This window comes from Streptomyces sp. NPDC055243, assembly GCF_044544025.1.
Taxonomy (GTDB): Bacteria; Actinomycetota; Actinomycetes; order Streptomycetales; family Streptomycetaceae; genus Streptomyces.
The window spans coordinates 93,131-116,179 of the sequence record NZ_JBITWR010000022.1; the positions used below are offsets into that span (position 1 = coordinate 93,131).

Below are 23,049 nucleotides of genomic sequence, written 5' to 3' on the forward strand. Positions count from 1 at the left end.
GGATAACCCCGGTGTCTCAGGGTCTTGGCCAGGGGACGGGCTAGGACAACGGACCAGGAGGACGGACCAGGAGGACGGACCAGGAGGACGGACTATGAGGAGGTGCGCCGCTCCTGGGGGGCGAAGTGGTGCACGAGCCCGATCCGCGAGGAGATGCCGAGCTTCGTATAGGTGTGTCCCAGGTGGTACTCGATGGTCTTGACGCTCAGCGCGAGCGCGGTGGCGATCTGCCGGTTGGTGAAGCCCTGCGAGGCAAGGCGCGCGACGGCCAGCTCCTGCGGGGTGAGCCCCTCGGCGGCGGAGTCGACGTCCGCCGGGTCGTGCGCGGGCCGTGGGGGCGCCGCACGCCCGCAGGCGTCCAGCTCCCGTTCGCACCGGGCCAGGTAGGGCGCGGCGCCCAGTTCGCTCATCGTCGTGTACGCGGCCTGGAGCTGGGTCACGGCGACCGAACGGCGCCCGATCCTGCGCAGGAACGCCCCGTGGTCGAGCTCGACGCGGGCCCGGCCGAAGGGCGAGGGGATCTGCGCCGCCTGGTCGTGCGCGCGCAGGAACGAGGCCTGGGCGCGGTCGGTCTCCCGCCGCGCGGCGTGCAGATTGCCGCGCACCCGGGCCGCGGCGGAGAGCGCCGAGTGCTGGCCGCGCGCCGACGCCCGCTCCTCGTAGGGCACGAGCACCGCTTCCGCCTCGTCGAACTCACCGAGCTGGACGAGCGCGTCGACCAGGAGTTCGCGCCAGGAGACCACGCCCGGTTCGTTCACGCCGTCGTGCGAGGCGAAGTCGAGCAGCGGGCGCAGCGCATCGACGACCCGCTCCGGCTCCGCGCGCGCCTCGGCGAAGGCCCCGTGGGCGGAGGCCGCGTACGCGTAGGCCAGCGCGCTCTCGTCGCAGCCCGGCGCGTCCAGGGCGAGCCGCAGATGGACCGACGCGCGGTCCCAGGCGCCGCGGGCCGAGAGGATCCAGCTGGCGATGGCGTGCGTGACGGGCTTGAGCCAGGACTGCTCGGTGTCGTCGGCGATGGACGCGGACGCCTCGGCGTGGATCAGGGCCTCGTCCCAGTCGCCGAGCCGGTGCAGGGTCTGCGCGAGCGCGGAGGCCGAGAGCAGCCGCAACGGCACCGTGCCCCTGCGGCAGTTGGCCACGGCCCCGAGCAAGTCGGCGCGTGCGCCCAGTAGATCGTCCGACCACAGCCGCAACTGGCCCCGGGCCAGCAGCAGGTCGATGCTCGCTGGCGGCACGAGGAGCGGATCGGGCAGGTCGCCGGCCAGCTCGATGCCCTTCTTGGCGTGGCCGCTGAGGCCCAGCGCCAGGAGGTGGTTGAAGCGCAGCATCCGGCTTGGCCCCTGGAGGGTGGAGAGGCGCTGGGCGCGCTCCGCCCACTGGGCGGCGTCGGCGGAGCGCCCCCGCATCACGGCGGCGTAGCTCAGCTGCTCGGCCGCCCGCGCGGCCAGCGAGGGGTCGCTCTCGTGGTCGCACTGGTTCCAGGCGTCGACGAGCAGCGTCTGCGCCTGCTCCATGCGCCCTTGGACGCGGGCCACATAGCCGCGTACGTAGCCGCGCAGCGCCGGATCGGCGCAGGCCGGAAGTCCGGCCGCCAGCTCGGCCGACTCGTGCACCCGGCCGTCGAGCAGCAGCGCCTCGACCGCCTCGACGGCCAGCCGGTCGCGTTCCAGGTCGGTGGTCGCCACCCGTGACGCGTGCCGCAGGTGCTGGCCCGCGACCGCCCACTGTCCGGTGGCCGCCTCACGCCGGGCGCACGCGGCCAGGGCGGCGGCCAGATGCTCGTCGGGGCCGGTGGCGGCGAGCACGCGGTGGCGCAGGCTCGCGTACTCGTCGTCGACCAGGGCCGCGGCGCGCGTGTGCAGATCGGCCCGGTGGGCGGGGCCGATGTCCTGGTAGACCGCGGCGTGGACGAGGGGATGCGGGAAGGTGATCTCGGGTGCGGCGCCCGGGTGCGTCTCCTTCAACAGGCCTGCCTTGACGGCGCGTTCGAGCGCGGGCAGGGGTGCGGTGACGCGGGCGAGCGAGGCGGCCACGCCGAGCGGGCAGGAGTGCCCGAGCACGCTGACCGCCTGGACGAGGCGCAGCGCCTGGGGCCCGCACTCCGCGAGGTTGGCGAGCACCAGCATGGCGTACGAACGGGGCGCGGGCAGGGGTGTGGCGACGTCCCGCAGGACGTGCGCGGGCACCTGGTCGAGCAGTGCGCGGGCGTGCAGCGGATTGCCGTGCGTGTGGTCGTGCAGGCGGACGGACGCCGAGTGCGGCAGCCGGTCGGTGCCCATCTGCGCGCTCAGGGAGCCCAGTTCGTCCGGGCTGAGGCCGTGCAGCGGGATGCGCCGGGTGCGGACGTCGGCGAGCAGTCGGCGGATGCCGTCCGGCAGCTGGGGCGCCTGCGGGTCGCGGGCCGTCACGATCGCGAGGACCTTGTCGACGCGCAGCCGCCGCAGCGCGAACGTCAGCGCGTTCAGGGAAGCGGAGTCGGCCCAGTGGGCGTCGTCGAGCACCAGGACGACCGGGCCCTTGTCCTGAAGCTCGCTCAGCAGGTCGAGCAGCCCGAAGCCGGCCGCGAGCGGCGGCAGGGTGCCGGGCGCCGAGCGGGGCGTGCGCACCAGTGAGCCCAGGCAGTCCGGCAGCGGGATCGGGCTCTGCCCGACGAACTGGGCGAGCACCCCGCAGGGCAGCGCGCTCTCGTTCTCGTCCCCGCTGGCCTGGAGCACACAGGCGTCGCCCGCCGTGTCGAGGAATCTGCGCACCAGTGCGGTCTTGCCGATGCCGCCGGGCCCGTCGATCAGCACGAGGCGCGGCACTCCGTCGCACGCCTGGCGGAACTCCTCCTGGAGCGCCGCGAGTTCGTGCGTACGACCGGAGAACGCCTCATGGGGCGCCGGTGCGTGGGCATGGCCGTTCAGGATGTCGCCGGACGTCATCACCGCCCCCACATGTCGGCACCCGGTACGGGCGCCAGGACTGTGACGGCGACCCGTGCCGGGCGCATGGCCCTGAACGTCCACGATGATGCCGAAACCGGTCTCGGTACAAGCAGATTCCCCGTCCCCGGAGAGCTGTTTGCCGTCCCATGGGATCAGGCGTCACAGGAGTCGCCATCCGTCGCGGAGGCCGGCCCTCCGGTCTCGCCGGACGCGGCGTCCGGGGGCGGTTCGAGCAACGAGAGCAGTTCGAGCCAGCCGTGGAACGGCGTGCAGCGACCTGAGCCCTCCTTCTCGATGTCCTCATCCACCACGTTCCCGTGCACGCCCCCAGGCGAGCGGAACACCTCGATGACGTAGCGCACAACGCCCTCCCGAGGGCCGGTACGGGCCCCGAACCGTGACACATCGCGACAACGCCACGGTACGAACCCTGGTCGGCCCCTCGCTTCGGGGTGTCACCTAGGGATGACCCCAGGGCCCCACCCTTGGCCAAGGCTGCGCCGCCCCGAACGTCCCCTGGAGGAAAGCTGGTTGAGGGTGCGCCGACCAGGCCGAAGTGGCGCGGAGCGGGGCTCACACCATGCGGTGGTACTGCTGGGGAGTGGCGACCTCGCCGCCCAGCTCGTTCGCGGCGTGGCGGGCCCAGGAGGGGTTGCGCAGGAGCTCGCGGCCCAGGAGCACGGCGTCCGCCTCGCCGTTGGCGAGGATCTTCTCCGCCTGCTCGGGGTCCGTGATCATGCCGACGGCGGCCACGGGGAGCGAGGTCTCGGCCTTCACCCGGGCGGCGAAGGGGACTTGGTAGCCGGGGCCCGTCTTGATGCGTGCCTTCGGGGCGTTGCCGCCGCTGGAGACGTCCAGGAGGTCCACGCCGTGGGCGTGCAGCTCCTTGGCCAGGCGGACCGTGTCGTCGGCGGTCCAGCCCTCGCGCTCGTCCTCGGGGTTCTCCGTGAGCCAGTCGGTCGCGGAGATGCGGAAGAAGAGGGGCAGGTCCTCGGGCCAGACGGCGCGGACGGCGTCGACGACTTCCAGGGCGAGCCGCGAGCGGTTCTCGAAGGAGCCGCCGTACTCGTCCGTGCGGTGGTTGGAGAACGGCGACAGGAACTCGCCGATGAGGTAGCCGTGGGCGCCGTGGATCTCGACCACCTGGAAGCCGGCGTCCAGGGCGCGCCGGGCCGCGGCGGCGAACTGGCCGACGACGGCGTGGATCTCGTCCGTGGTGAGCTCGTGCGGAAGGAGGTGGCCCTCGTCGAAGGGGAGCGCGCTGGGGGCGAGGGGCTGCCAGCCGTGCTCGTCCTGGCCCAGGGGTCCGCCGCCCTTCCAGGGGCGGTCGGTGGACGCCTTGCGGCCCGCGTGGGCGATCTGGATGCCCGGGGTGGCGCCCTGGGTCTTCAGGAAGCCGGTGATGCGGCGCAGCGCCTCGACCTGCGTGTCGTTCCATATCCCGAGGTCCGCGGGGCTGATGCGGCCCTCGGGGCTGACGGCCGTCGCCTCGACGAGGATCAGGCCGGTGCCGCCGGCGGCGCGCGCCCCGTAGTGGGCGAAGTGCCAGTCGTTGACCACACCCGCGTTCGGACCGAACACCTCGGCGGAGTACTGGCACATCGGCGCCATCCACACACGGTTGGGGATGGTCAGCGATCGCAGGGTGTAGGGCTCGAACAGGGCGCTCACGGAGGACTCCACTCGTCACGGACTTCGGTACGGCTCGTACGGTAGCCCTCGTAGTACGCCAGATGTCAAACTACGATGACTCTCGTACTATGGAGGCCTTCGAGCCTTCTAGAAGACGTGAAGCCCGGACGAAGTGGAGCCGTCATGACGACCGCCGCACCGATCAGCACCCGTGCGCTCGACCATCCGGCGCGCGAGGAGATCCGGTTGGAGGGCGTGCTCCACGCGCTGTCGGACCCGATGCGCCTGCGGGTGGTGCGGCAGCTGGCCGGGTGTCGGCCCGGGCTGGAGGGTCTCTCCTGTTCGCAGATCGACCTGCCCGTGACGAAGTCCACGAGCACCCACCACTTCCGGGTGCTGCGCGAGAGCGGCGTGATCCAGCAGATCTACCGCGGCACGGCCAAGCTGAACGGCTTGCGCCGCGAGGACCTGGACGAGCTCTTTCCCGGGCTCCTCGACAGCGTCCTGGCGGCGGCAACAGCGCAAGTGAAGCGGACGGGCGCCCCTTAAGGGGCGCGGGTTAAGGGGCGCGGGGAACGGCGCGATCAGCCCCCACCGGTCCGCGGATCAATCACCGCTCACGTCAAGCGCAGCGGCCCGCAGCCCCGACCAGTCGGGGATCTTCACCGGCCCACGTCCCAGCGACCGCCCCAGCTCCGCCTCCGCCCGCTCGATCCCCAGCCAGCCCTGCCACTCGACGGGGTGCAGCCCCGCGTCGAGAAGCGCGGGCAGGGAGTCCTCGGGCACACCTCTGCGTACGAGGGCGGGGGCGTCCTCCAGCAGGGAGAGCACCGTCTCCTTGGCGCACGGGCGGTTGGTCCCGATGACGCCCGTCGGGCCCCGCTTGATCCAGCCCGCCACGTACTCGCCGGGCGAGGCGGCGCCCGCCCGCAGCACCCGCCCCGCCGCATGCGGCACCGTGCCGAGCCCGGCGTCGAACGGCAGCCCGTCGATGGGCACCCCGCGGTAGCCCACCGAACGCAGGACCAGCTGCCCCGCGATGTCCTCGTACCGCCCCGAACCGGTCACCCCGCCCCGCCCGTCCGGCAGCGTCCGCTCGAACCGCACTCCGCCCACCCGCCCCGCCGCCTCCGTCACGGCCACCGGGCGCAGGAAGAAACGGAGCCGGATGCTGCGCGGCAGGTGCCGCGCCGGGCGCTCGGCCCAGCCGCGCATCACCTCGACGTTGCGGCGGCCCGCCGCGGGCAGGCCGGAGGGGTCGGCGTACGCGGGATCGAGCGCCAACTCCGCGGGGTCCACTATCACTTCGGTGTCCGGGAGCGAACCGAGCTCGCGCAGTTCCTTGGTGGTGAAGCGCGCCTGCGACGGGCCGCGCCGCCCCACCATGTGGACCTCGCGCACCCGGCTCTGGGCAAGGACGCCGAGCGCGGCCTGCGGCATGTCGGTGGGCCGCAGCTCGGCCACCCCGCGCGCCAGCATCCGGGCGACGTCCACCGCGACGTTCCCGACGCCGATGACCACGGCGGACTCCACGCCCCCGATGAATCCGTCGGCCGTGGCGTCCGGGTGCGCGCTGTACCAGGACACGAACTCCGTGGCCGAGTGGCTCCCCGGCAGGTCCTCGCCCGGCACGCCCAGCCTGCGGTCGGCCGCCGCGCCCACGCAGTAGACCACCGCGTGGTAGAGGTCGAGCAGCCGCGCGGTGGGGAAGCCGCCGGGGCCGATCTCGATGCCGCCCAGGAAGCGGACCTGGTCGTGTTCGAGGGCCGCGCGCAGGTTGTTCTGGAGGGACTTGATCTTCTCGTGGTCGGGTGCGACTCCGTAACGGACGAGGCCGTAGGGGCAGGGCAGCCGGTCGATGATGTCGACGCGCACCCCCGGCACGCGGTCCTGCTGGACGAGGGACTGCGCGGTGTAGACCCCGCTCGGGCCCGATCCGACGACGGCGACCTGCAGCACGGCGGTGCTCCTTCCGCGAGGCGGCCTCGGGGGATGGCTTCAGCATCGCACCCCGGTGCCTCCAGGGGGAGATGCGGTGAGGGGCGCGTTGATCCGGGCACCCCGCTCCGGGGCCGGTCGCCGCGCGGGTCTGCGTGCCGTTCGTGACCTAATGCGATCGCACGGCTACCTTTTGATTGTGCTTGAGAGCCCCTTTCTTGGCGTTTCTGATCACTATCGACCGAATGCTGATGGATCGCCCTCGTTCTCACCCTCGTTCCATGTACGGCTGACCTTCGGTGACGGAGCCGCCATCGACGCGCGGGCCGTGGTGTCGGAAGGGCGGATCACCCTGGAGGGGCTGCACGCCCGGCCGCCCCATCCGGCCGACGACGTCCCCGCCTCGCCCGACGACATGGCGTACGCCCACCCGGTGGCGTACGCGCACCCGCAGGAGCCACCCGCCGTGCACCGCGCCCGGCCGGCGTGGCCGCGCGGGCGCGAGGGGCGGCTGATGGTGGCGCGGGAGTACCGCACGGCGCAGGCCGAGGGGCGCGATCCGGTGCTCGCCGTGATGCAGGCGACCGGCCGCAGCCGCCGCAGGTCCCTCAGGCTCATCGCCGCCGCACGGGACGCGGGGACCCTGCCCCCGCGGCACAACCGCCGCTAGCGCGCGCCCGGTGCGCTGATCACCGCGCCCCTCGCGGTGTCCACGTACCGGCTTCGCGGGGGCCGGGACGCAGGGCGGCGAGGTGGTCGCGCAGGGCGGTGAGCGCGGGGTGCGGGTTGTCGCCGCGCCAGATCAGCGAGTGCGGGTAGACCGGCGTCGGGTCGTGCACCGCGACGCGCCGCAGATCGTCGTCGGCCGGCCAGACCAGGCGGGTCTGCTCGCCGACGAACGTCGCGAGGACCGCGGAGCCGGCGATCGTGTCCAGGAGCGGCTCGGTGCCGAAGTCGGGCCCGGTCGCCTCGATGGTGATCCCGAACGTGGTGGCGAGCGCCTCGTAGTAGGCGGCCCACTCCGTCCCGGCGACGATGCCGGGCATCCAGATCCGGTGGCCCGCGAGCTGTGCTGGCGTCACCGCGCGGGCGGCGGCGAACGGGTGCTTCGGCCCGGTCAGGAGCTGGACGGGCTCGTCGTACACGCGGGCCGCTTCGATGCCGTCGGGCAGCTGCCGCGCAGGCTGGACGAGGGCGCGGAAGGACGCGTCGACGGTGCCCGACCGGATGGCACCGACGGCCGCGTCGGCGTCGAAGAGCGTCACGACGTCGAGCTCGATGTCGGGACGCGCCCGGCGGAAGCCGGTCAGCAGCCCCGCGGGCGCGAGACGCCGCCCGATCACGTCGACACGCAGCGCCCGGCGGCCGGGCCGCACCGAGGCGGCAGCCCGCTCCTGCGCGCGCAGGAGTTCACGGGCGTGGGGCAGGAACGCCTGCCCGTCGACGGTGAGCCGGGCCCCACGCGCGGTACGGGTGAACAGCCGCACCCCCAGGTCCTTCTCCAGCGCGGCGACCCGCTTGGAGACGGCCTGCTGGGTGATCGCGAGCGCGGTCGCGGCCACCTGGAACTGACCGGCGTCCGCGACGGCGACGAAGGTGCGCACGGCATGAAGATCCACGCCGGCCATCCTAGGAGCTCCGCCCGGTGCACAACCGATGGTTGTGGCCGCCCGTGCGACACGGTTGTTTGACCTGCGGACCCGTCGCCGGTTTGGATGCCGCAGGTCAGGGTGGGGTTGTTCGAGCGCGAGGGCGGAGGGGTGGCACCGGCATGGGAGCCAGGAGGTCCCTCGGGCGACCGTTCGGATGGCTGTGGGCCGCCTACACGGTCAGCGCGTTCGGCACGCGGCTCGCCTTCGACGCGTTCCCCTTGATCGCGATCCTCGCCCTGGACGCCGGCCCGACGCAGGTGTCTCTCCTCGCGGCGGCGGGCTTCGCGGTGGGCGCGGTGGTGGCGGTGCCGCTGGGCCCGTGGGTGGAGTTCCGCCGCAAGCGGGCGGTGATGATCGCGATGGACCTCGTCCGCTGCGCGGCGCTGCTCAGCATCCCGGCCGCGTACGCCCTGGGCCTGCTCGGGTTCGGCCAGCTCCTGGCCGTGGCGGTCGTCGTCGGCGCGGCCGACATCGCCTTCACCGCGGCCAGTGGGGCGTGCCTCAAGGCGCTCGTACGGCCGGAGGACCTGCTCGTCGCGAACGGCCGCCTGGAGTCCACGAGTTGGACCGCCCTGGTGCTCGGGCCGCCGCTGGGCGGGGCCGCGATCGGGCTCTTCGGCCCGGTGATGACCGTGGTGGCCGACGCGGTCAGCTATCTGCTCTCGGCCCTGGGGGTCCGCGCGATCGGCGGCAAGGAGCCGCACCCCGTGCGCACCGACCCGCCGCCCCGGTTCCGGGCGGGCGATCTGCTCGACGGGTGGCGCTACATCCTGGCGGGCCCGGCGCTGCGCCCGCTGTTCTTCAACACGGTCCTGAACAACGGCCTGATCATGGCGACGTCGCCGCTGCTCGTCGTCCTGATGGTCGGCGAGCTCGGCTTCGCGCCCTGGCAGTACGGCCTGGCCTTCGCCGCGCCCTGCGCCGGCGGCCTGATCGGCTCGCGGCTCGCCCGGCCGCTCGTCGAGCGGTTCGGACGGCACCGGGTGCTGCGCACCGCCGGGACGCTGCGGGCGTGCTGGCTGCTGGGCCTCTCCTTCATCGGCCCCGGCGTCGCCGGGCTCGTGCTCGTCATCGTCGTCGAGTTCGGCCTGATCACCTGCTCGGGCGTGTTCAACCCGGTGTTCGCCACCTACCGGCTCGACCACACACCGGCGGACCGCGTCGCGCGCACCCTGTCCGCGTGGTCGGTCACCAGCAAGCTCAGCATCGCGGCCCTGACCGGCCTGTGGGGCCTGCTGGCCGGCGTCACCGGCCCGCGCGCCGCGGTCGGGATCGCCGGAATCCTCATCCTGGCCACCCCGCTGCTGCTGCCGCGCCGCGACCACGCGCCGCACGACGAGCGGGACGCCGCCGCGCCGAGCCACACCTGACGCCCGGCACCCGAAGCCCCGCGTCCGAAGCCCCGCGTCCGAAGCCATGCATTCGAAGTCCCGCATTCGAAGCCACGCACTCGGCGCCCTACATCTTGCGCATCCGGCTGATCTCCGCCGTCTGCTGCGCGATCACGTCGTTGGCCATCTCCTCGACCTGGATGTTGTTGCCGTCGGAGAGCGCATCGGTGGCCATCGTCACCGCGCCGTTGTGGTGAGTGATCATCAGCTTCAGGAAGAGCTCGTCGAACGTCTTGCCCTTCGCGGCGCGCAACTGCTTCAGCTGGCCCTCCGTGGCCATGCCCGGCATCGTCCCGTGGTCGTGCCCCTGCTGTTTCTTCGCGCCGCCGTGCTTCTTCAGCCAGCCCTTCATGGCGCCGATCTCCGGGCGCTGCGCGGCCGCGATGCGGTCGGCCAGGCGTTTGACCTTCGTGGACTCGGCGCGCTTGGGGGCGAGTTCGGTCATCGCCAGGGCCTGGCCGTGGTGCGTGATCATCATCTGGGTGTAGGTGAAGTCCGCCGAGTTGGGGGAGTCGTCGTCGGTTCTCTTCTTGGCCGCGTCCTCGGCGGACATGGTCGCGGCCGTCTCGCCCGGTTTGCCGGGAGCGATCACCGAGGGGCCTGGCGCGGCCTTCTTGCCCGGCTCCGAACCGGCGTCGGAGCCTCCGGAATCGCAGGCGCCGAGCGCCAGAACGGCGGCCGTGAGGAACACGGCGACGGCGGGCGTACGACGGTGGTGCACGGCTGCCTCCTGTGGCGCGCGGGGGAGTTGAGGACCGTCCTAGCACGCTTAAGTGCGCTGGAGATCAAAAACTTTCATTACAGGTGCGTTGCCATCTGTTGATCTGAGCATGATGAGCACGATACTGCGGGGTGTCCGTGAACCGTTCAACTACGAACGGCGACTAGGGAGGACGCAGTGACCCTGTTGAACAACCCCCGAACACGGCGCAGACGCTTCGGCGTCGGCGCGGCCGCGCTCGGTCTGATAGCCGCGCTGTTCAGTGCGGCGCCCGCCGGAGCGACGCCCGACCCGGGCGACTCGCCGGCCGCGCCCAAGAGTGTGTCGAAGAGTGACGCCGCCGACGCGAAGGCGGCCGTCGAGAGCGGCGAGATACCCGCGCCCGACGAGATCGTGCACTCGAAGAACATCAAGCACCTGGCCAACATCCCCAAGGACGCGCTGCCGGGCTTCAACACCGACCTCGCCTTCCAGGGCAAGTACGCCTTCGCGGGCAACTACGACGGCTTCCGCATCTACGACATCAGCAACCCGAAGAAGCCGCGGACCGTGTCCCAGGTCCTGTGCCCCGGCTCGCAGAACGACATCTCGGTCTCCGGGAACCTGCTCTTCCTCTCCACCGACTCCTCGCGCAGCGACAACTCCTGCAACAGCACCTCGCAGCCCGCGACCGAGAAGTCCTCGTGGGAGGGCATGAAGGTCTTCGACATCAGCGACAAGTCGAACCCGAAGTACGTCTCCGCCGTCGAGACCGCCTGCGGCTCGCACACGCACACCCTGGTGCCGGAGAAGCGGAACGTCTACGTGTACGTCTCCTCGTACTCCCCGAGCGCGACGTTCCCGGACTGCCGGCCTCCGCACGACGGCATCTCCGTCATCAAGGTGCCGCGCAAGGCCCCGCAGAAGGCGGCGGTCGTCAACTTCCCCGTGCTGTTCCCGGGTGAGGGCCCCGACGGCGGCGGCAACCCGGGCGGGCCCACCAACCCCGGCGTCTCCAAGACCACCGGCTGCCACGACATCACCGTGCTGCCCTCCAAGGACCTCGCGGCGGGCGCCTGCATGGGCGACGGCATCCTGTTCTCCATCAAGGACCCGGAGAAGCCGAAGGTCATCGACCAGGTCCAGGACAACAAGAACTTCGCGTTCTGGCACTCGGCGACCTTCAACCAGAAGGCCAACAAGATCGTCTTCACCGACGAGTTGGGCGGCGGTGGCGGCGCCACCTGCGACGAGGCCACGGGCCCGGAGCGCGGTGCCAACGGCATCTACGACGTCGTCGGCAAGGGCGATCACCGCAAGCTCGTCTTCAAGAGCTACTACAAGATTCCGCGCCACCAGGCCGCGACCGAGAACTGCGTGGCCCACAACGGCTCGCTGATCCCGGTCAAGGGCAAGGACCTGATGGTCCAGGCGTGGTACCAGGGCGGCGTCTCCGTCTGGGACTTCACCAACTCCTCGAAGCCGAAGGAGATCGGCTACTTCGAGCGCGGTCCCCTCTCCACGGACACGATCCAGACCGGTGGCTCCTGGTCGGCGTACTACTACAACGGTTACGTCTACTCGAACGACATCGCCAAGGGCTTCGATGTCCTGAAGATCGACGACAAGCGGACGGATCCCGCCGAGCGGGTGCGTGTCCGTGAGCTCAACGTCCAGACCCAGCCGGACTACTTCGACTGACCGGACCGCTCCGACCGTGTGGACCGCCGGGCGGGCCGCGTCTCCTGCGCGGCCCGCCCGGCGACTCGCGCATGTGTCCCGCCGGGCGGCTCGTCCCCCGGCGGGACCCCGAGCTCCCACGCGAGCCCGTACCGCTGGAACAGCTCGGCCCGCAGGGCGCCCGCCGGCATCGGCGCCCCAGGAAGCAGCACAGCGAAGACCGCGCCCATCAGCAGCGCCCGCAGCAGTGGATAGTCGGTGTCCACGTCGGGCGACCCATGGCGTACGACGGTGTCGCGGAGCAGTTCGGCCAGGTGCTGCTGCTCGGGGCAGCGCACGAACCCGTCCGCCTGGAGGATTCCGGCCATGTGGGTGCGCATGAGCACGGGCTGGTCCCGGGCCAGGCCCAGGATCGCGTCGATGGCACGCGCCAGGAGCTCGTCCCCGTCCGTGGCCCGCGGCTCGCGGTCGAGCGCGGCCTCCAGCGTGCGGTGCATCAGACGGTGCACCGCCGACTGCAGGAGCTGGCGCTTGCCGGGGAAGTAGTACGACACCAGGCCGCGGGCCGAGCCCGCGCGGTCGGCGATGTCGCCGAGTGTCGTCGCCTCGTAGCCCCGCTCGCTCACCAGCTCGACCGTGGCCTGCAGGAGCCGTTCCCTGGAACGTCTTCGCAACTCTTCATTGACCGATGCGCTACGCGGGGACATCCTGTAACTCCTGCGTTGACTGGCTCCGAGCCAGTATACTCGGGACGTCTCGGACCAAGGCCCCCAGTGGGCCGTTCCTGGTCCGGTGTGGCCTGGAGCAGGCAACACCGCGGGGGAGTGTTGCCTGCTCACAGGTGCCGATCGGCCGAACCCTCCTTACAGTGGGCCGGGGGGCCGAGGAGGCTTACTGAGATGGATCAAGAGCAGATTCTGTCCCGGATCGCGTCGATGGTCGACGACGAGCGGACGCTGCGGGACTCCCTGGCGTCGGGAGCGATCGACGAGGCGACGGAGCGCGCGAGGCTCGGCGTGCTCGAACGGGAACTGGACCGGTGCTGGGACCTGCTGCGCCAGCGGCGCGCGAAGGCGGAGTTCGGCGAGAACCCCGACGAGGCGCGGGTGCGCCCGGCCGCCGAGGTCGAGGGCTACCGGTCCTGACCCGGCCCGCCCCCTGGTGCCTGACGCCTGACGCTCAGGTCCGGTCGACGAGGCCGAGGACCGGAGAAGTCGAAGAGCGCGCCCTTGACCGTCATGGCGGGGATCGTCCGGGACCGGCCGACGGACGGTCAAGTGCGTTCGGCCGCGGGCGTGTTACGCGGTGTCGGCCGCGCGGGCGCCCGGCCGGTAGGCGTACGTCGCGATCGCGAGCGTCACCATCAGCGCGCCGAGGAGCCAGCCGCCGACCACGTCCGTCGGCCAGTGCACGCCGTTCCAGACGCGGGTCACGCCGACCCCGACCACGGAGACCACGGCGATCGTCACCGCCGTGCGCCACGCGGCGGGCCCGGCGCCGTAGAGGCGCAACAGCCACAGGAGCAGCCCGCAGAACACCGTCGCCGTCATGGCGTGGCCCGAGGGGAAGGCCGCGAAGTGCGCGGAGTCCACCGGGTCCGGCCATGTCGGGCGCGGCTTGTCGACCGCCGCCTTGAGCCCTTGCTGCACCGCCGTGCCCACCAGGGAGGCGGCCGCGACCCACAGCGCAAGCCACCGCGCCCCGCGGAAGGCGAGCCAGACCACCGTCGCGGCGCACAGCGCGCGCATCGTCCACGGGTCCCACACCCAGTCGGTCAGGATGCGGCTGGCCTGGGTGAGGCCGTCGTGCGCGACGGCCCAGCGGTGCGTGGTGCGCGCGATGTCGCCGTCGAGGGTGCGCAGCGGGCGCCACTCCAGCTCGACCAGGAGGATCAGCAGGACCGAGAGGACGCCCAGGAGCGCGGCGGTGAGCGCCGCGCGGGACTTGTGCGGGCGGGGCGGACGGGGCGGCGAGTCGAGCGGTGCGGCGGGGTGCATGGGGAGATCCTCGCTGACGGGCGGTGCCGGGGGCCATCCCGGGGCGGGCTCCCGTGGGGTGAGTCCCGGCGGCCTCCGTCGACGGCGGCGGGCCACTATCCCAGTGCGCGCAGCCCCGGCACGAACGTGACCAGGAGCGGGACCACCGGCACCAGCGCCGCGGCGGCGGTCAGCCGCAGCCGCCGTGCCGCGGTGAGCCGCGGCCGTGCGGACAGCAGCCGGTGCACCCGCTGCGGCACGTGCGCCTGCGGGGTCGGGCAGGGGCCGAACACACCGCGGTCCTCGTTGAGCTCGATCAGCGCGAGGGCGATCGTCAGGCGCCCGAAGCGCCGCGATGCCACGTCGTCGGCGGCCAACTCGACCAGGCGGTGCATCTCGCCCCGGAACGCGGCGAAGACCGGAACCTGCGGGAAGCCGGTGGCCAGCGCGCCCGAGCAGTGCAGGAGCCAGTCGTGCCGCGCCTGTGCGTGCCCCTGCTCGTGGGCGAGCACGGCGTCGAGCTGGCGGCCCTTCAATCGGCGCAACGCGGCGGTGGTGATGACCAGTTGGGGCGCCGTGCCCGGCAGCCACCAGGCGTCGGGGCGCTCGCCCTCCAGGACGACGAGACGGTCGGCGCCGGGCTCCTCGCCGGGCAACAGCGGCGCGCGCAGCAGGAGTTCGATGCGCCGCTTGCGGCGCCTGGCCCGCGCCCGGACGATCTCCCGGGTCAGCATCGCGGCGGTCCACACGCCGCCCAGGGCCAGCGCCACGGCGGTCGCGGGCGCCCAGGAGCCGCCCGCCCCGAGGGCGTACGCCTCGACCACGTCGTGCGGCGCGGGGGCGAAGACATGGCCGCGCACGGCCTGCCACGCGGCGGCGGCGCTCAGGGTCATCGACAGGGCGCAGCACATGAGCACACCCGCCACGACGCACTGCCACGCCCACAGCGCGACCACCGGTTCGCGCTCCGGCCAGTCGGCGCGCGCCAGGAGGCGCGGGGCGACGACGGCGGTGAGGGCGCCCAGCAGCAACAGCGCAACGGGGAGCAACATGTGTCAAGACTATGAGGGTGGCGCTCCCGGAGGGTATGGACTATCGCCGCAAGTGACGCACGACACGGCCGATCGCGGGATATCACCCCTTACGGCCTCGCGGGCTCGGCGGCCTTGGCACTCCTGGCCCCGAGTTCTTCCGCCCGTGCTCGCCCTGGGGCGCTCTACAGCGTCAGGAGCATCGCGATCATGGCGATCCCCATGGAGAGGCGGCACACCATCGCCAGTTCCGTGCGGTCGGCCCACCCCGTGATCGGCCCGCCGCCACCGGCTCCGCCCTCCGCCGCCGTCGCGAGCGTCGGCACGGGCAGCAGACGCACCCCCGACCAGAGCACGTAGCCGGCGAAGTACAGCAGCAGGGCCCCGGTGAGCGCCGGCGCGCCCCCGCCGCCGTGGCCCGCGTGCGCGGTGGGGGCCGCGGCCATGGCCACCGCCATGTAGACCATGGCGCAGGCGCCGACCAGATGATGCAGGTGGTGGCGGCTGCGTCCGGCCGCCCAGAGCGCGCGCAGCGCCGCCGCGCCGAACACGGCCGCGTACGCCAGCCAGGCCCACCGCGGCGGGGTGAGCACGGCCGCGGGCAGGGCCATCAACGCCATCCCGAACCCCATGAGCGCCTCGCCGCCGGCCGCCCTGCGCTGTTCCTCGATCCTGCTGCGCATCCGCAGCAGACAGTAGGACCCGGTCGCCGCGCACAGCGCGACGAGCAGCCAGCCGGCCTGCGCCGGTCCGTGCACCGCACACCTCCCCGATCGACGGTGTCGTCGGGTCGATGCCCTCGCACAGGACGTCGTATGCGAGCGCACGGGTGTACGCGGGGAGCGCGGAGGGAGCGGACGAGTAAATCGTTTTCGAGTAAAACACTTGCTAAGCTTCTTGGTATGAGCAGTGCACCACCCCCCTCGCCCCGCCCGTCCGGCCCCTCCCGTGTCCGCCGACTCCCGCTCGCCGGTGTGCTGCGTCCGGGCAAGCCGTCCGACATCTGGTTCAAGCCCGCGTCGAGCGTGGTCGTCGCCTCCGCGATACCGAATCTGACGCTCCTCGCGCTCGGCCGCCTCGACCTCGTCATGTACACGATGGCCGGTTCGTTCTGTGCCCTCTACACCCACAACCTCCCCTACGCCGCGCGCGCCCGCGCCCTGGCCGGAGTCGTCGTCGGCATGCTGGCCGGCGTCGGCATCGCCATGGTCGCCGCCTCGCTCACCACATCGGCGGCGGTGCTCGTGGCCGTCGGGGCGCTGCTCGCCGCCGCGCAGAAGACGCTCTGCGACGCGACCCGCATCGGCCCGCCCGGCCACCTCATCTTCACGTTCATCAGCTCCGCCACGCTGTTCGCGCCGCAGGCCATCGGGCAGGTCCCCGGCCACCTCGCCCTGACGCTCGGCGCGGGCGCCATCGCCTGGCTGGTCGGCATGGCCCCCGCCCTGGTGCGCCCGCACGGCCCCGAGCGCCGGGCCACCGCGCGGGCCCTGAACGCGGCGGCGGCGTACGCCGAGGCCGCGGGCCCCGGCCGCGAGCGCGCCAGGACCGCGGCGGCCGCGGCCGTCCACGCCGCCTGGCGGTCCCTGCTCGCCACCGGCGCCCGCACGGCGGCGCGCCGCGCCCTGGAGCGCCTGGTGATCCGCGCGGAGGAGGCCCTGGCGGCGCCCTCGGATGCCGACCCCGCCCAACTGCGCACCTGGGCGGCAGGCCTGCGGGGCACCGGCGCGGTGCCCCGCCCCGGCGACGTACGACCCGAAGCGGACGACGAACTGCTCGGCGTGGAAGCCGAGTTGGCATCCCGGTCCGCGAAGGCCCCCCTGTGGCGGCGCCTCGGCCCCGGGTCACCGCTGCTGCCCATCGCGCTGCGCACGGCCCTCGGCTGCGCGCTCGCGGGCTACGCCTCGCTGGCACTCGGCGTCGGCCGCCCCTACTGGGCCCTGGTCACGGCGGCCTCGCTCTACCAGGCCAACGTCACGCTCACCTGGAACAGGGGTGTGCAGCGCGTGGTCGGCAACCTCGTCGGCGTGCTCGCCTTCGCCGCGATCGTCCCGCTGGCCCACCTCAGCCAGGCCGCACTGATCGTCTGCTGCCTGGCGCTCGCCTTCGGGGCGGAGGCACTGATCGGCCGCAACTACTGGATGGGCAGCGTGTGCGTCACGCCGATGGCGCTCCTGGTCACCGAGTTCGCGCGGTTCCAGCAGCCCGGAGCGCTGATCATCGACCGGGTCGTGGACACGTTCGTGGGGGCCCTGCTCGGCATCGTCGCGGCGATCGCCGTCACCAACCGTCGCGCCGCCGACCACATCGAACTGGCCATCGACGCCACCGACCGCGCCCGCGCACACGCCGAACAGGCCCTGGCGGCCCCGCTCGTCACCCCAGCCGCCCTGCGCCCGGCGCGTCGCGGCCTGACCGCCGCCCTCGTCGAGCTGCGCACCGCCCATGACGCGGCGGCGGGCGAATGGTGGCAGCGTGCCCTGCCCGAGCAGCGGGTGATGGCAGCCGAGCAGGCCGGACACCGTACGCTCGCGGCGACGGTACGCGGCATGCGGCACGGTGAGCGCGTACGGGTGTGACCGGCCGGGCGACGCGGAAGGGCGAGGACAGGGGCGCATGAGGAACGGGAACGAACGGGACACGGCGGCGGGCGCCGTGGACCGTGCGGGAGACGGCGCCGTGGGCGGCGCCGCGAGTGGTGCCGCGCGTACGGCCGGGGGTGGTGCCGGGGGTGGTGCCGCCACCGGCGCGGCGGGTGCGCCGGGCAGTGCTCAGGGCGTGCCCCGCGACACCGTCGCCGCCGTCGTGCGGCAGTGGCAGGCGGTGCGGCCGGACATCGACACCGGCCCGATGGAGGTCATCGGCCGCATCAACCGCTGCGCGGCCCTCCTGCAACAGGCCGAGGACGCCCCGCTGCGCCGCGTCGGCCTGACCCGCCCGGAGTTCGACCTTTTGGGTGCCCTGCGCCGCACCGGCCATGAACTGACCCCCAGCGAACTGGCGCGCGAGACCTTCTCCTCGGGGGCCGCCGTCACCAAGCGCCTCAAGCAGCTCCAGGAGCGCGACCTGGTCGCCCGGCGCGCCGACACCCGGGACCGCCGCGTCTCGCACGTGAGCCTGACCGGCACGGGTCGCGATCTGGTCGACTCGCTCCTGCCCGACCAGCTGGCCTACGAGACCGTGGTCCTCGCGGGGCTCGACGCGGACGGTCAGGGGCAACTCAGCGGTCTGCTGGGTGAGTTGCTCAGCCAGCTGGAGGGGCGGCTCGGGCTCTCGCCGGGATTCAGGGGCTGAGGCGGGGTTCCGGGGCTGAGGCGGGGTTCGGGGGCTGGGCTCGGGGTCGCGGGGCTGAGCCGAGACGCCGTCAGTGGTCCTCGACGGACGCCGCGAGCAACTCCCGCGTCTCGGGCTCCACATGCTCCGCGTAGTACTCGTGCAGCGCCGTGCGCCCCAGGCGCGCGGCCAGCGGCCCGTCGCCCGCGGTGATTGCCGCCAGGACCTCGCGGTGGTGGGCTATGGAGCGCTTCATCCAGGCCGTGGTGTCCGTGACGCCAGCGATCTTCTTCTCGATGACCTCGACCACGGCCTCGTGCACGGCGCGTGCGCACAGGCCGAGCAGAGAATTGCCGCTCGCCTCGGCGATCGCGCGGTGGAAGAGCGCGTCCGCCTCGCTGAACGCGTGCAGGGACGCCGGGCCGCCGCCGCTGAGGGATTCCATGCGGGTGATCTGCTCGCGCATCCGGGCGAGGTCGTCCTCGCCGTGCAGGCGGGCCGCGAGGCGGTTGCTCTCGGCGTCCAACACCATCCGGAACTGCACCAGTTCGCCCAGGGTGGCCACGCTGGAGCGGGTGAGGCGGCCCAGGGCCTGACTGAGGTTGTCGGGCGACACGCCGAGCACCTCGGCGCCCAGCGGGTCGCCCGGCCGGGAGCGGATCAGGCCCGCCGACTGCAGGACGCGCAGCGCCTCGCGGACCGTGGAGCGGCCCACGCCGAAGCGGTTGACCAGCTCGCGCTCGGCGGGCAGCCGGGAGCCGGGCGGCAGATCACCGCTGAGGATGCGCTCCTCGATCTGCTCCGCCACCCGCTGATAGGCGCGGACCGGTGTGACCGGCCGGAACAGGTCGGCGTCGTCGGCGGCCATCGGCCCCGCCCCCTCCACGGTACGTAGCTGATACGCGGTACCGGCGCGGGAAATCCAAGATCTGGTGGTTGACCCGGCCGTGAACGTGGAGGCAGAGTACGGGAACTCAACTGGTCTGACCAGTCGACTGGCCTCGCGGTCGGCCGACTTGGAGGTTCCATGCACACCAGCTCAGGGCACACCAGCTCATGGCACCCCGGCCCACGGCACCCCGGCCCACGGCACCCCGGCTCACCGCGCACCGGCTCAAGCGCGCCCGTCGAGGTCACGGCCGCCGACGCTGCCGCCGTCGTCGCCTTCACCCAGGATCTGGTCCGGCTGCGTACCGTCAACGCGGCCGGAGCCACCGAGGTCGAGCGGCCCGCGGCCGAACTCGTCGCCCGGCTCTTCACCGAGTTCGGCTGGACGTACGACGTGGTGGAGGTCGCGCCCGGCCGGCCCAACACCGTCGCCGTCATCGAGGGCGGGGGAGGTGACGGTCCGACCCTGATGTTCGAGGGGCACATCGACGTCGTCACGGAGGGAGATCCGGGGGACTGGAGCGTCGATCCCTACGGCGCCGAGATCCGCGACGGCAAGCTCTGGGGCCGCGGCTCCGCCGACATGAAGTCGGGCGTCGCCGCGATGATCTACGCGGTGCGGGCCCTACAGCTCGCCGGCCCCTTCCCGGGCCGCGTCGTCCTCGGCGTGCTGTGCGACGAGGAAGGGCTGATGCTCGGCGCGAAGGCGTTCGCGGCCACCCCACTCGCACGGGAGGTGGACGGAGTCATCGTCTGCGAGCCCGAGGGGTACGAGGTGTGCACCTCCGCCCGTGGCGGCATCCGCCTCCGGCTCGACCTCGACGGGGTGATGGCCCATGGCGCCATGCCGCAGGAGGCCAAGAGCCCGATCGTCGCCGGGGCGCGCGTCGTCGAGGCGCTCGGCCGCGCGCAGGACTGGGCCCAGAAGCGGTACGGCACCCACCCGCACGCCGGAAGCGTGACGGTCACGCCGACCGTCCTGCTCGGCGGCGACCCGGACCAGCTCAACGTCATCCCCGCCCACGGGGTCGTCGGCATCGACGTACGCACGATCCCCGGGACCGATCATGCGGAACTCATCGAACAAGTGCGGCAGTTCGCGGTCGAGGCGGCCGGGAGCGTGGGGGTGGGCGTCGCGCTCACCGTCGTCGACGACCGGCCCGCCATCGAGATCGCCGACGACCACCCCGTGGTCACCGCCCTCGTCGACGGACACCGCCAAGTGCACGGCGCCGCACCGCCGTTCGGGGCCGTGCCCGGAACCACCGACGGCACCATCCTCACCCGCGACGCCGGTCTGCCGACCGTGGTCTACGGACCCGGCGGGAAGTGGATCGCGCACCAGAAGGACGAGTTCGTCGAGGTGCGCGAGATCGTCGAGTACACGCGGGTGTACGCCGCCGCGGCGCGCTCCTTCCTGGACGGCGCCGCCGGAGGTGCGCGATGACACGGCCCACGATCCTTCCCGGGACGTGTCCCGAAGGGCTGCCCGTGGGGGACGGCTGGGTGAGCGCGCCGGGCAGCCGGCCCGTCCACTTTCCGTACGACGGGACGGAGTTCGCCGCGGCGCCGGTCGGCGACCAGGAGCTCGCGGAGCGGGCCGTCGAGCATGCAGCGGCGGTGCGGGTGCGCGTCGGCAGACTGACCGCGGGCGTGCGGCGGCAGGTGCTCGCCGGGGTCGCATCCGCGCTGGCCGAGGCGGAGCCGGATCTCGTGGAGCTCCTCGTCCTGGAGACCGGCAAGCCGCGGATCGACTGCGGGGTCGAGATGCGGCGGGCCGTGGCCACCTGGCAGGCCGCCGCGGACGAGGTGGCCCATCTGCACGGGGAGACCGTGCCGCTGGACCTCCAGCCATCCGGGGAGGGCCTCTTCGGCTTCTGGACGCGCAAGCCCGTCGGCGTCGTGGTCGGCATCGCGGGCTTCAACTACCCGGTCCTCCTGGCCTCCCACAAGATCGCGCCGGCGCTCGCCGCGGGCTGCCCGGTGATCGTCAAGCCCGCCCCGGCGACACCGCTGGCCACCCTGCGCCTCGTCCACCTCGTACGGGAGCAGCTGGTGGCGGCGGGTGCGCCCGCCGGAGCGGTGCAGCTCGTCACCGGGGACGCGGAGGTCGGCCGTACGCTCACCACGCATCCGGAGGTCGCGGCGGTCTCCTTCACCGGCTCGGCGGCCGTCGGCCACCGCATCGCGCGGGACGCGGCGCCCCGCAAGGTGGTCCTCGAACTCGGCTCCAACGCGGCGCTCGTCGTGGCCGCGGACGCCGATCTCGACGCGGCGGCCGACGCGGTGGTGCGCGGCGGGTTCTACGCGTCGGGCCAGGCCTGCATCTCCGTACAGCGGGTCGTCGTCGTGGACGCGGTGGCGGGGGAGTTCGAGAAGCGGCTCGTGGACCGGCTGCCGGACGTGGTGGTCGGCGACCCCCGCAACCCCGAGACCCGTGTCTCGGCGCTCATCGACGAGACGGCGACGGAGCGGGTGCTCGACTGGGTGGAGCGGGCGCGGGCCGCGGGCGCGCGCCTCGTGGCCGGGGGAGTCCGCGACGGGGGCGGCCGGTGCGTCGCCCCGACCCTGCTCGCGGAGGTCCCCGACGGTGAACCGGCCTGGGACGAGGAGATCTTCGGCCCGGTCGTCTGCCTGCGCACGGTGCCGGACCTGGACGCGGCGTACGACCTCGTCAACGCGAGCCGCTACGGCCTGCACGCGGCCGTCTACACCCGCGGCCTGCGGGCCGCCCTGGAGGCCGTGGACCGCCTGGAGGTCGGCGGCGTCGTGGTGAACGAAGTCCCCGGCTACCGCAGCGACATCGCCCCCTACGGAGGCGTCAAGGACTCGGGCATCGGACGCGAGGGCCCCAGGTTCGCCATCGAGGAGATGACGGTGACCCGGATGGTGGTCGTCAGGCCCTAGGCCCGGACCGGAGACGGCGAGCACCCGGGACCGGGGCCATGGCGCAAGGCTCTTCCACCCGCCCCTCTGCCGGGTGGAGCCGCCCCGTCCCGCCCGGCGCCCCGGCCCCGGCGCGAGCCCTCCGGCAGACACGCAGCACACCCGACGGACGCGCAGCACACCCGACCCCGAGCCCCGGCAAGAGAGGCAACACCCCCATGGACTACGGCAATCTGTTCCGGCTCGACGGCCGCCGCGTGGCGGTCGTGGGCGGCGCGAGCGGCATCGGCCGCGAGGCCGCCCGCGCGCTCGCCGCCCAGGGCGCACACGTCATCGTCGCCGACCGGGACACGGAGGGGGCCGCGCGGACGGCGGCGCTCGCCGTGGGGGAGGGGACGGGCCAGGGCGTCGGCACCGCCGTCCCGCACCCCCTGGATGTCCTCGACGCCGACGCCGTCCGCGCCGCCGTCGCCGCGTGGGAACCGCTCGACGGGCTCGTCGTGACCGTCGGGGCCAACGTGCGCAAGCGCATCGCCGACTACGGCCTCGACGAGTTCGACCGCGTCATCGCGCTGAACCTGCGCTCCTACCTCACACTCATCCAGGCCGTCGCCCCCGGCATGGCCGAGCGCGGCCGGGGCAGCGTGGTCGGGTTCGCCTCCATGCGCGCCTTCCAGGTGGAGCCGGGGCAGGGGCCCTACGCCGCGTCGAAGGCGGGCCTTGTCCAGCTGCTGCGGACGGCGGCGGCAGAATGGGGGCCGCAGGGCGTGCGGTTCAACGCGGTCGCGCCCGGCGTCGTCCGTACTCCGCTCACCGATCAGATCGCCGCCGACCCCGCATGGTTCGATGCCTACGCCCAGGCCTCCGCGCTCAAGCGGTGGGCCCGCGCCGACGAACTCGCCGGCGCCGTCGCCTATCTGGTGTCGGACGCCTCCACCTTCGTCACCGGAACCGTGCTGAGCGTCGACGGCGGCTGGACCGCGGTGGACGGCCGTTACGACCCCTCTGTGTGACCCCCCTGTGGGACCGCCCCCCGCATGCCCCCGCATGACCTCCTCCGCATGACCTCCCCCTC

Annotated in this window: 21 protein-coding genes; 10 read left to right on the plus strand and 11 right to left on the minus strand. The window is 73.1% G+C overall.

Annotated elements, in window-relative coordinates:
* Positions 1-92: 92 nt before the first annotated feature.
* The 3 genes from ACIGXX_RS39665 to ACIGXX_RS39675 form a co-directional block, all read right to left on the minus strand.
* A complete protein-coding gene (locus ACIGXX_RS39665) occupies positions 93-2,924 on the minus strand; it encodes an AAA family ATPase (RefSeq protein ID WP_366463475.1) in 2,832 nt (943 codons plus the stop codon).
* Positions 2,925-3,079: 155 nt separating this feature from the next.
* Positions 3,080-3,289 (minus strand): hypothetical protein, encoded by a 210-nt coding sequence (locus ACIGXX_RS39670; protein WP_351171644.1) that lies wholly within the window; start codon positions 3,287-3,289, stop codon positions 3,080-3,082.
* 211 nt (positions 3,290-3,500) lie between these two features.
* The gene (locus ACIGXX_RS39675) at positions 3,501-4,598 is read right to left on the minus strand and encodes an NADH:flavin oxidoreductase/NADH oxidase (RefSeq protein ID WP_361473093.1); all 1,098 of its coding nucleotides are present in this window, start codon (positions 4,596-4,598) and stop codon (positions 3,501-3,503) included.
* Between the two features lie 144 nt (positions 4,599-4,742).
* Here ACIGXX_RS39675 and ACIGXX_RS39680 point away from each other — a divergent pair, with 144 nt between their 5' ends.
* Complete coding sequence (locus tag ACIGXX_RS39680; protein WP_351171638.1) at positions 4,743-5,108, plus strand: helix-turn-helix transcriptional regulator; 366 nt, start codon at positions 4,743-4,745, stop codon at positions 5,106-5,108.
* 57 nt (positions 5,109-5,165) lie between these two features.
* Here ACIGXX_RS39680 and ACIGXX_RS39685 read toward each other — a convergent pair whose 3' ends face one another.
* On the minus strand, positions 5,166-6,518 hold the full coding sequence (locus tag ACIGXX_RS39685) for an FAD-dependent oxidoreductase (RefSeq protein ID WP_399983386.1): 1,353 nt from the start codon (positions 6,516-6,518) through the stop codon (positions 5,166-5,168).
* Positions 6,519-6,696: 178 nt separating this feature from the next.
* On the opposite strand from ACIGXX_RS39685, the gene ACIGXX_RS39690 reads away from it, so the two are divergent.
* Positions 6,697-7,167, plus strand: coding sequence for a DUF6214 family protein (locus ACIGXX_RS39690; protein ID WP_383825308.1), 471 nt, complete (start codon positions 6,697-6,699; stop codon positions 7,165-7,167).
* 19 nt (positions 7,168-7,186) lie between these two features.
* Here the strand turns inward: ACIGXX_RS39690 and ACIGXX_RS39695 are convergent, their stop codons facing one another.
* Positions 7,187-8,116 (minus strand): LysR family transcriptional regulator, encoded by a 930-nt coding sequence (locus ACIGXX_RS39695; RefSeq protein WP_366463478.1) that lies wholly within the window; start codon positions 8,114-8,116, stop codon positions 7,187-7,189.
* Positions 8,117-8,268: 152 nt separating this feature from the next.
* Here ACIGXX_RS39695 and ACIGXX_RS39700 point away from each other — a divergent pair, with 152 nt between their 5' ends.
* Entirely contained in the window at positions 8,269-9,519 is a 1,251-nt protein-coding gene (locus tag ACIGXX_RS39700; RefSeq protein ID WP_366463479.1) for an MFS transporter, read from the plus strand.
* Between the two features lie 88 nt (positions 9,520-9,607).
* On the opposite strand, the gene ACIGXX_RS39705 is transcribed toward ACIGXX_RS39700, so the two are convergent.
* Complete coding sequence (locus ACIGXX_RS39705) at positions 9,608-10,261, minus strand: DUF305 domain-containing protein (protein WP_366463480.1); 654 nt, start codon at positions 10,259-10,261, stop codon at positions 9,608-9,610.
* 177 nt (positions 10,262-10,438) lie between these two features.
* Here ACIGXX_RS39705 and ACIGXX_RS39710 point away from each other — a divergent pair, with 177 nt between their 5' ends.
* Positions 10,439-11,941: a hypothetical protein gene (locus tag ACIGXX_RS39710; protein WP_366463481.1), complete on the plus strand. Its 1,503-nt coding sequence runs from the start codon at positions 10,439-10,441 to the stop codon at positions 11,939-11,941.
* Here ACIGXX_RS39710 and ACIGXX_RS39715 read toward each other — a convergent pair.
* The gene (locus tag ACIGXX_RS39715) at positions 11,929-12,627 is read right to left on the minus strand and encodes a helix-turn-helix domain-containing protein (protein WP_351171618.1); all 699 of its coding nucleotides are present in this window, start codon (positions 12,625-12,627) and stop codon (positions 11,929-11,931) included. The two genes, ACIGXX_RS39710 and ACIGXX_RS39715, sit on opposite strands and share 13 nt — an antisense overlap.
* 192 nt (positions 12,628-12,819) lie before the next feature.
* On the opposite strand from ACIGXX_RS39715, the gene ACIGXX_RS39720 reads away from it, so the two are divergent.
* A complete protein-coding gene (locus ACIGXX_RS39720) occupies positions 12,820-13,065 on the plus strand; it encodes a DUF2630 family protein (RefSeq protein WP_351171615.1) in 246 nt (81 codons plus the stop codon).
* 153 nt (positions 13,066-13,218) lie between these two features.
* Here the strand turns inward: ACIGXX_RS39720 and ACIGXX_RS39725 are convergent, their stop codons facing one another.
* The 3 genes from ACIGXX_RS39725 to ACIGXX_RS39735 form a co-directional block, all read right to left on the minus strand.
* On the minus strand, positions 13,219-13,917 hold the full coding sequence (locus tag ACIGXX_RS39725) for a phosphatase PAP2 family protein (protein WP_351171612.1): 699 nt from the start codon (positions 13,915-13,917) through the stop codon (positions 13,219-13,221).
* Positions 13,918-14,012: 95 nt separating this feature from the next.
* Entirely contained in the window at positions 14,013-14,948 is a 936-nt protein-coding gene (locus ACIGXX_RS39730; RefSeq protein ID WP_351171609.1) for a M56 family metallopeptidase, read from the minus strand.
* A gap of 164 nt (positions 14,949-15,112) precedes the next feature.
* Entirely contained in the window at positions 15,113-15,685 is a 573-nt protein-coding gene (locus ACIGXX_RS39735; RefSeq protein WP_361473116.1) for a DUF5134 domain-containing protein, read from the minus strand.
* A gap of 144 nt (positions 15,686-15,829) precedes the next feature.
* Between ACIGXX_RS39735 and ACIGXX_RS39740 the strand changes: the two genes are divergently transcribed.
* Positions 15,830-17,506: an FUSC family protein gene (locus ACIGXX_RS39740; protein WP_399983398.1), complete on the plus strand. Its 1,677-nt coding sequence runs from the start codon at positions 15,830-15,832 to the stop codon at positions 17,504-17,506.
* 37 nt (positions 17,507-17,543) lie between these two features.
* Positions 17,544-18,221, plus strand: a complete 678-nt coding sequence (locus ACIGXX_RS39745) for a MarR family winged helix-turn-helix transcriptional regulator (RefSeq protein ID WP_399983402.1) — start codon at positions 17,544-17,546, stop codon at positions 18,219-18,221.
* Positions 18,222-18,291: 70 nt separating this feature from the next.
* Here ACIGXX_RS39745 and ACIGXX_RS39750 read toward each other — a convergent pair whose 3' ends face one another.
* On the minus strand, positions 18,292-19,068 hold the full coding sequence (locus tag ACIGXX_RS39750) for a FadR/GntR family transcriptional regulator (RefSeq protein ID WP_361471554.1): 777 nt from the start codon (positions 19,066-19,068) through the stop codon (positions 18,292-18,294).
* A 159-nt stretch (positions 19,069-19,227) separates the two neighbouring features.
* Between ACIGXX_RS39750 and ACIGXX_RS39755 the strand changes: the two genes are divergently transcribed.
* The 3 genes from ACIGXX_RS39755 (at position 19,228) to ACIGXX_RS39765 (ending at position 22,987) form a co-directional block, all read left to right on the plus strand.
* On the plus strand, positions 19,228-20,535 hold the full coding sequence (locus ACIGXX_RS39755) for a M20 family metallopeptidase (protein WP_399983407.1): 1,308 nt from the start codon (positions 19,228-19,230) through the stop codon (positions 20,533-20,535).
* A complete protein-coding gene (locus ACIGXX_RS39760; RefSeq protein ID WP_399983410.1) occupies positions 20,532-21,995 on the plus strand; it encodes an aldehyde dehydrogenase family protein in 1,464 nt (487 codons plus the stop codon). The genes ACIGXX_RS39755 and ACIGXX_RS39760 overlap by 4 nt, the downstream gene beginning before the upstream one ends.
* Positions 21,996-22,192: 197 nt before the next feature.
* Positions 22,193-22,987, plus strand: a complete 795-nt coding sequence (locus ACIGXX_RS39765; protein ID WP_351171588.1) for an SDR family oxidoreductase — start codon at positions 22,193-22,195, stop codon at positions 22,985-22,987.
* The last annotated feature ends 62 nt before the right edge of the window (positions 22,988-23,049 follow it).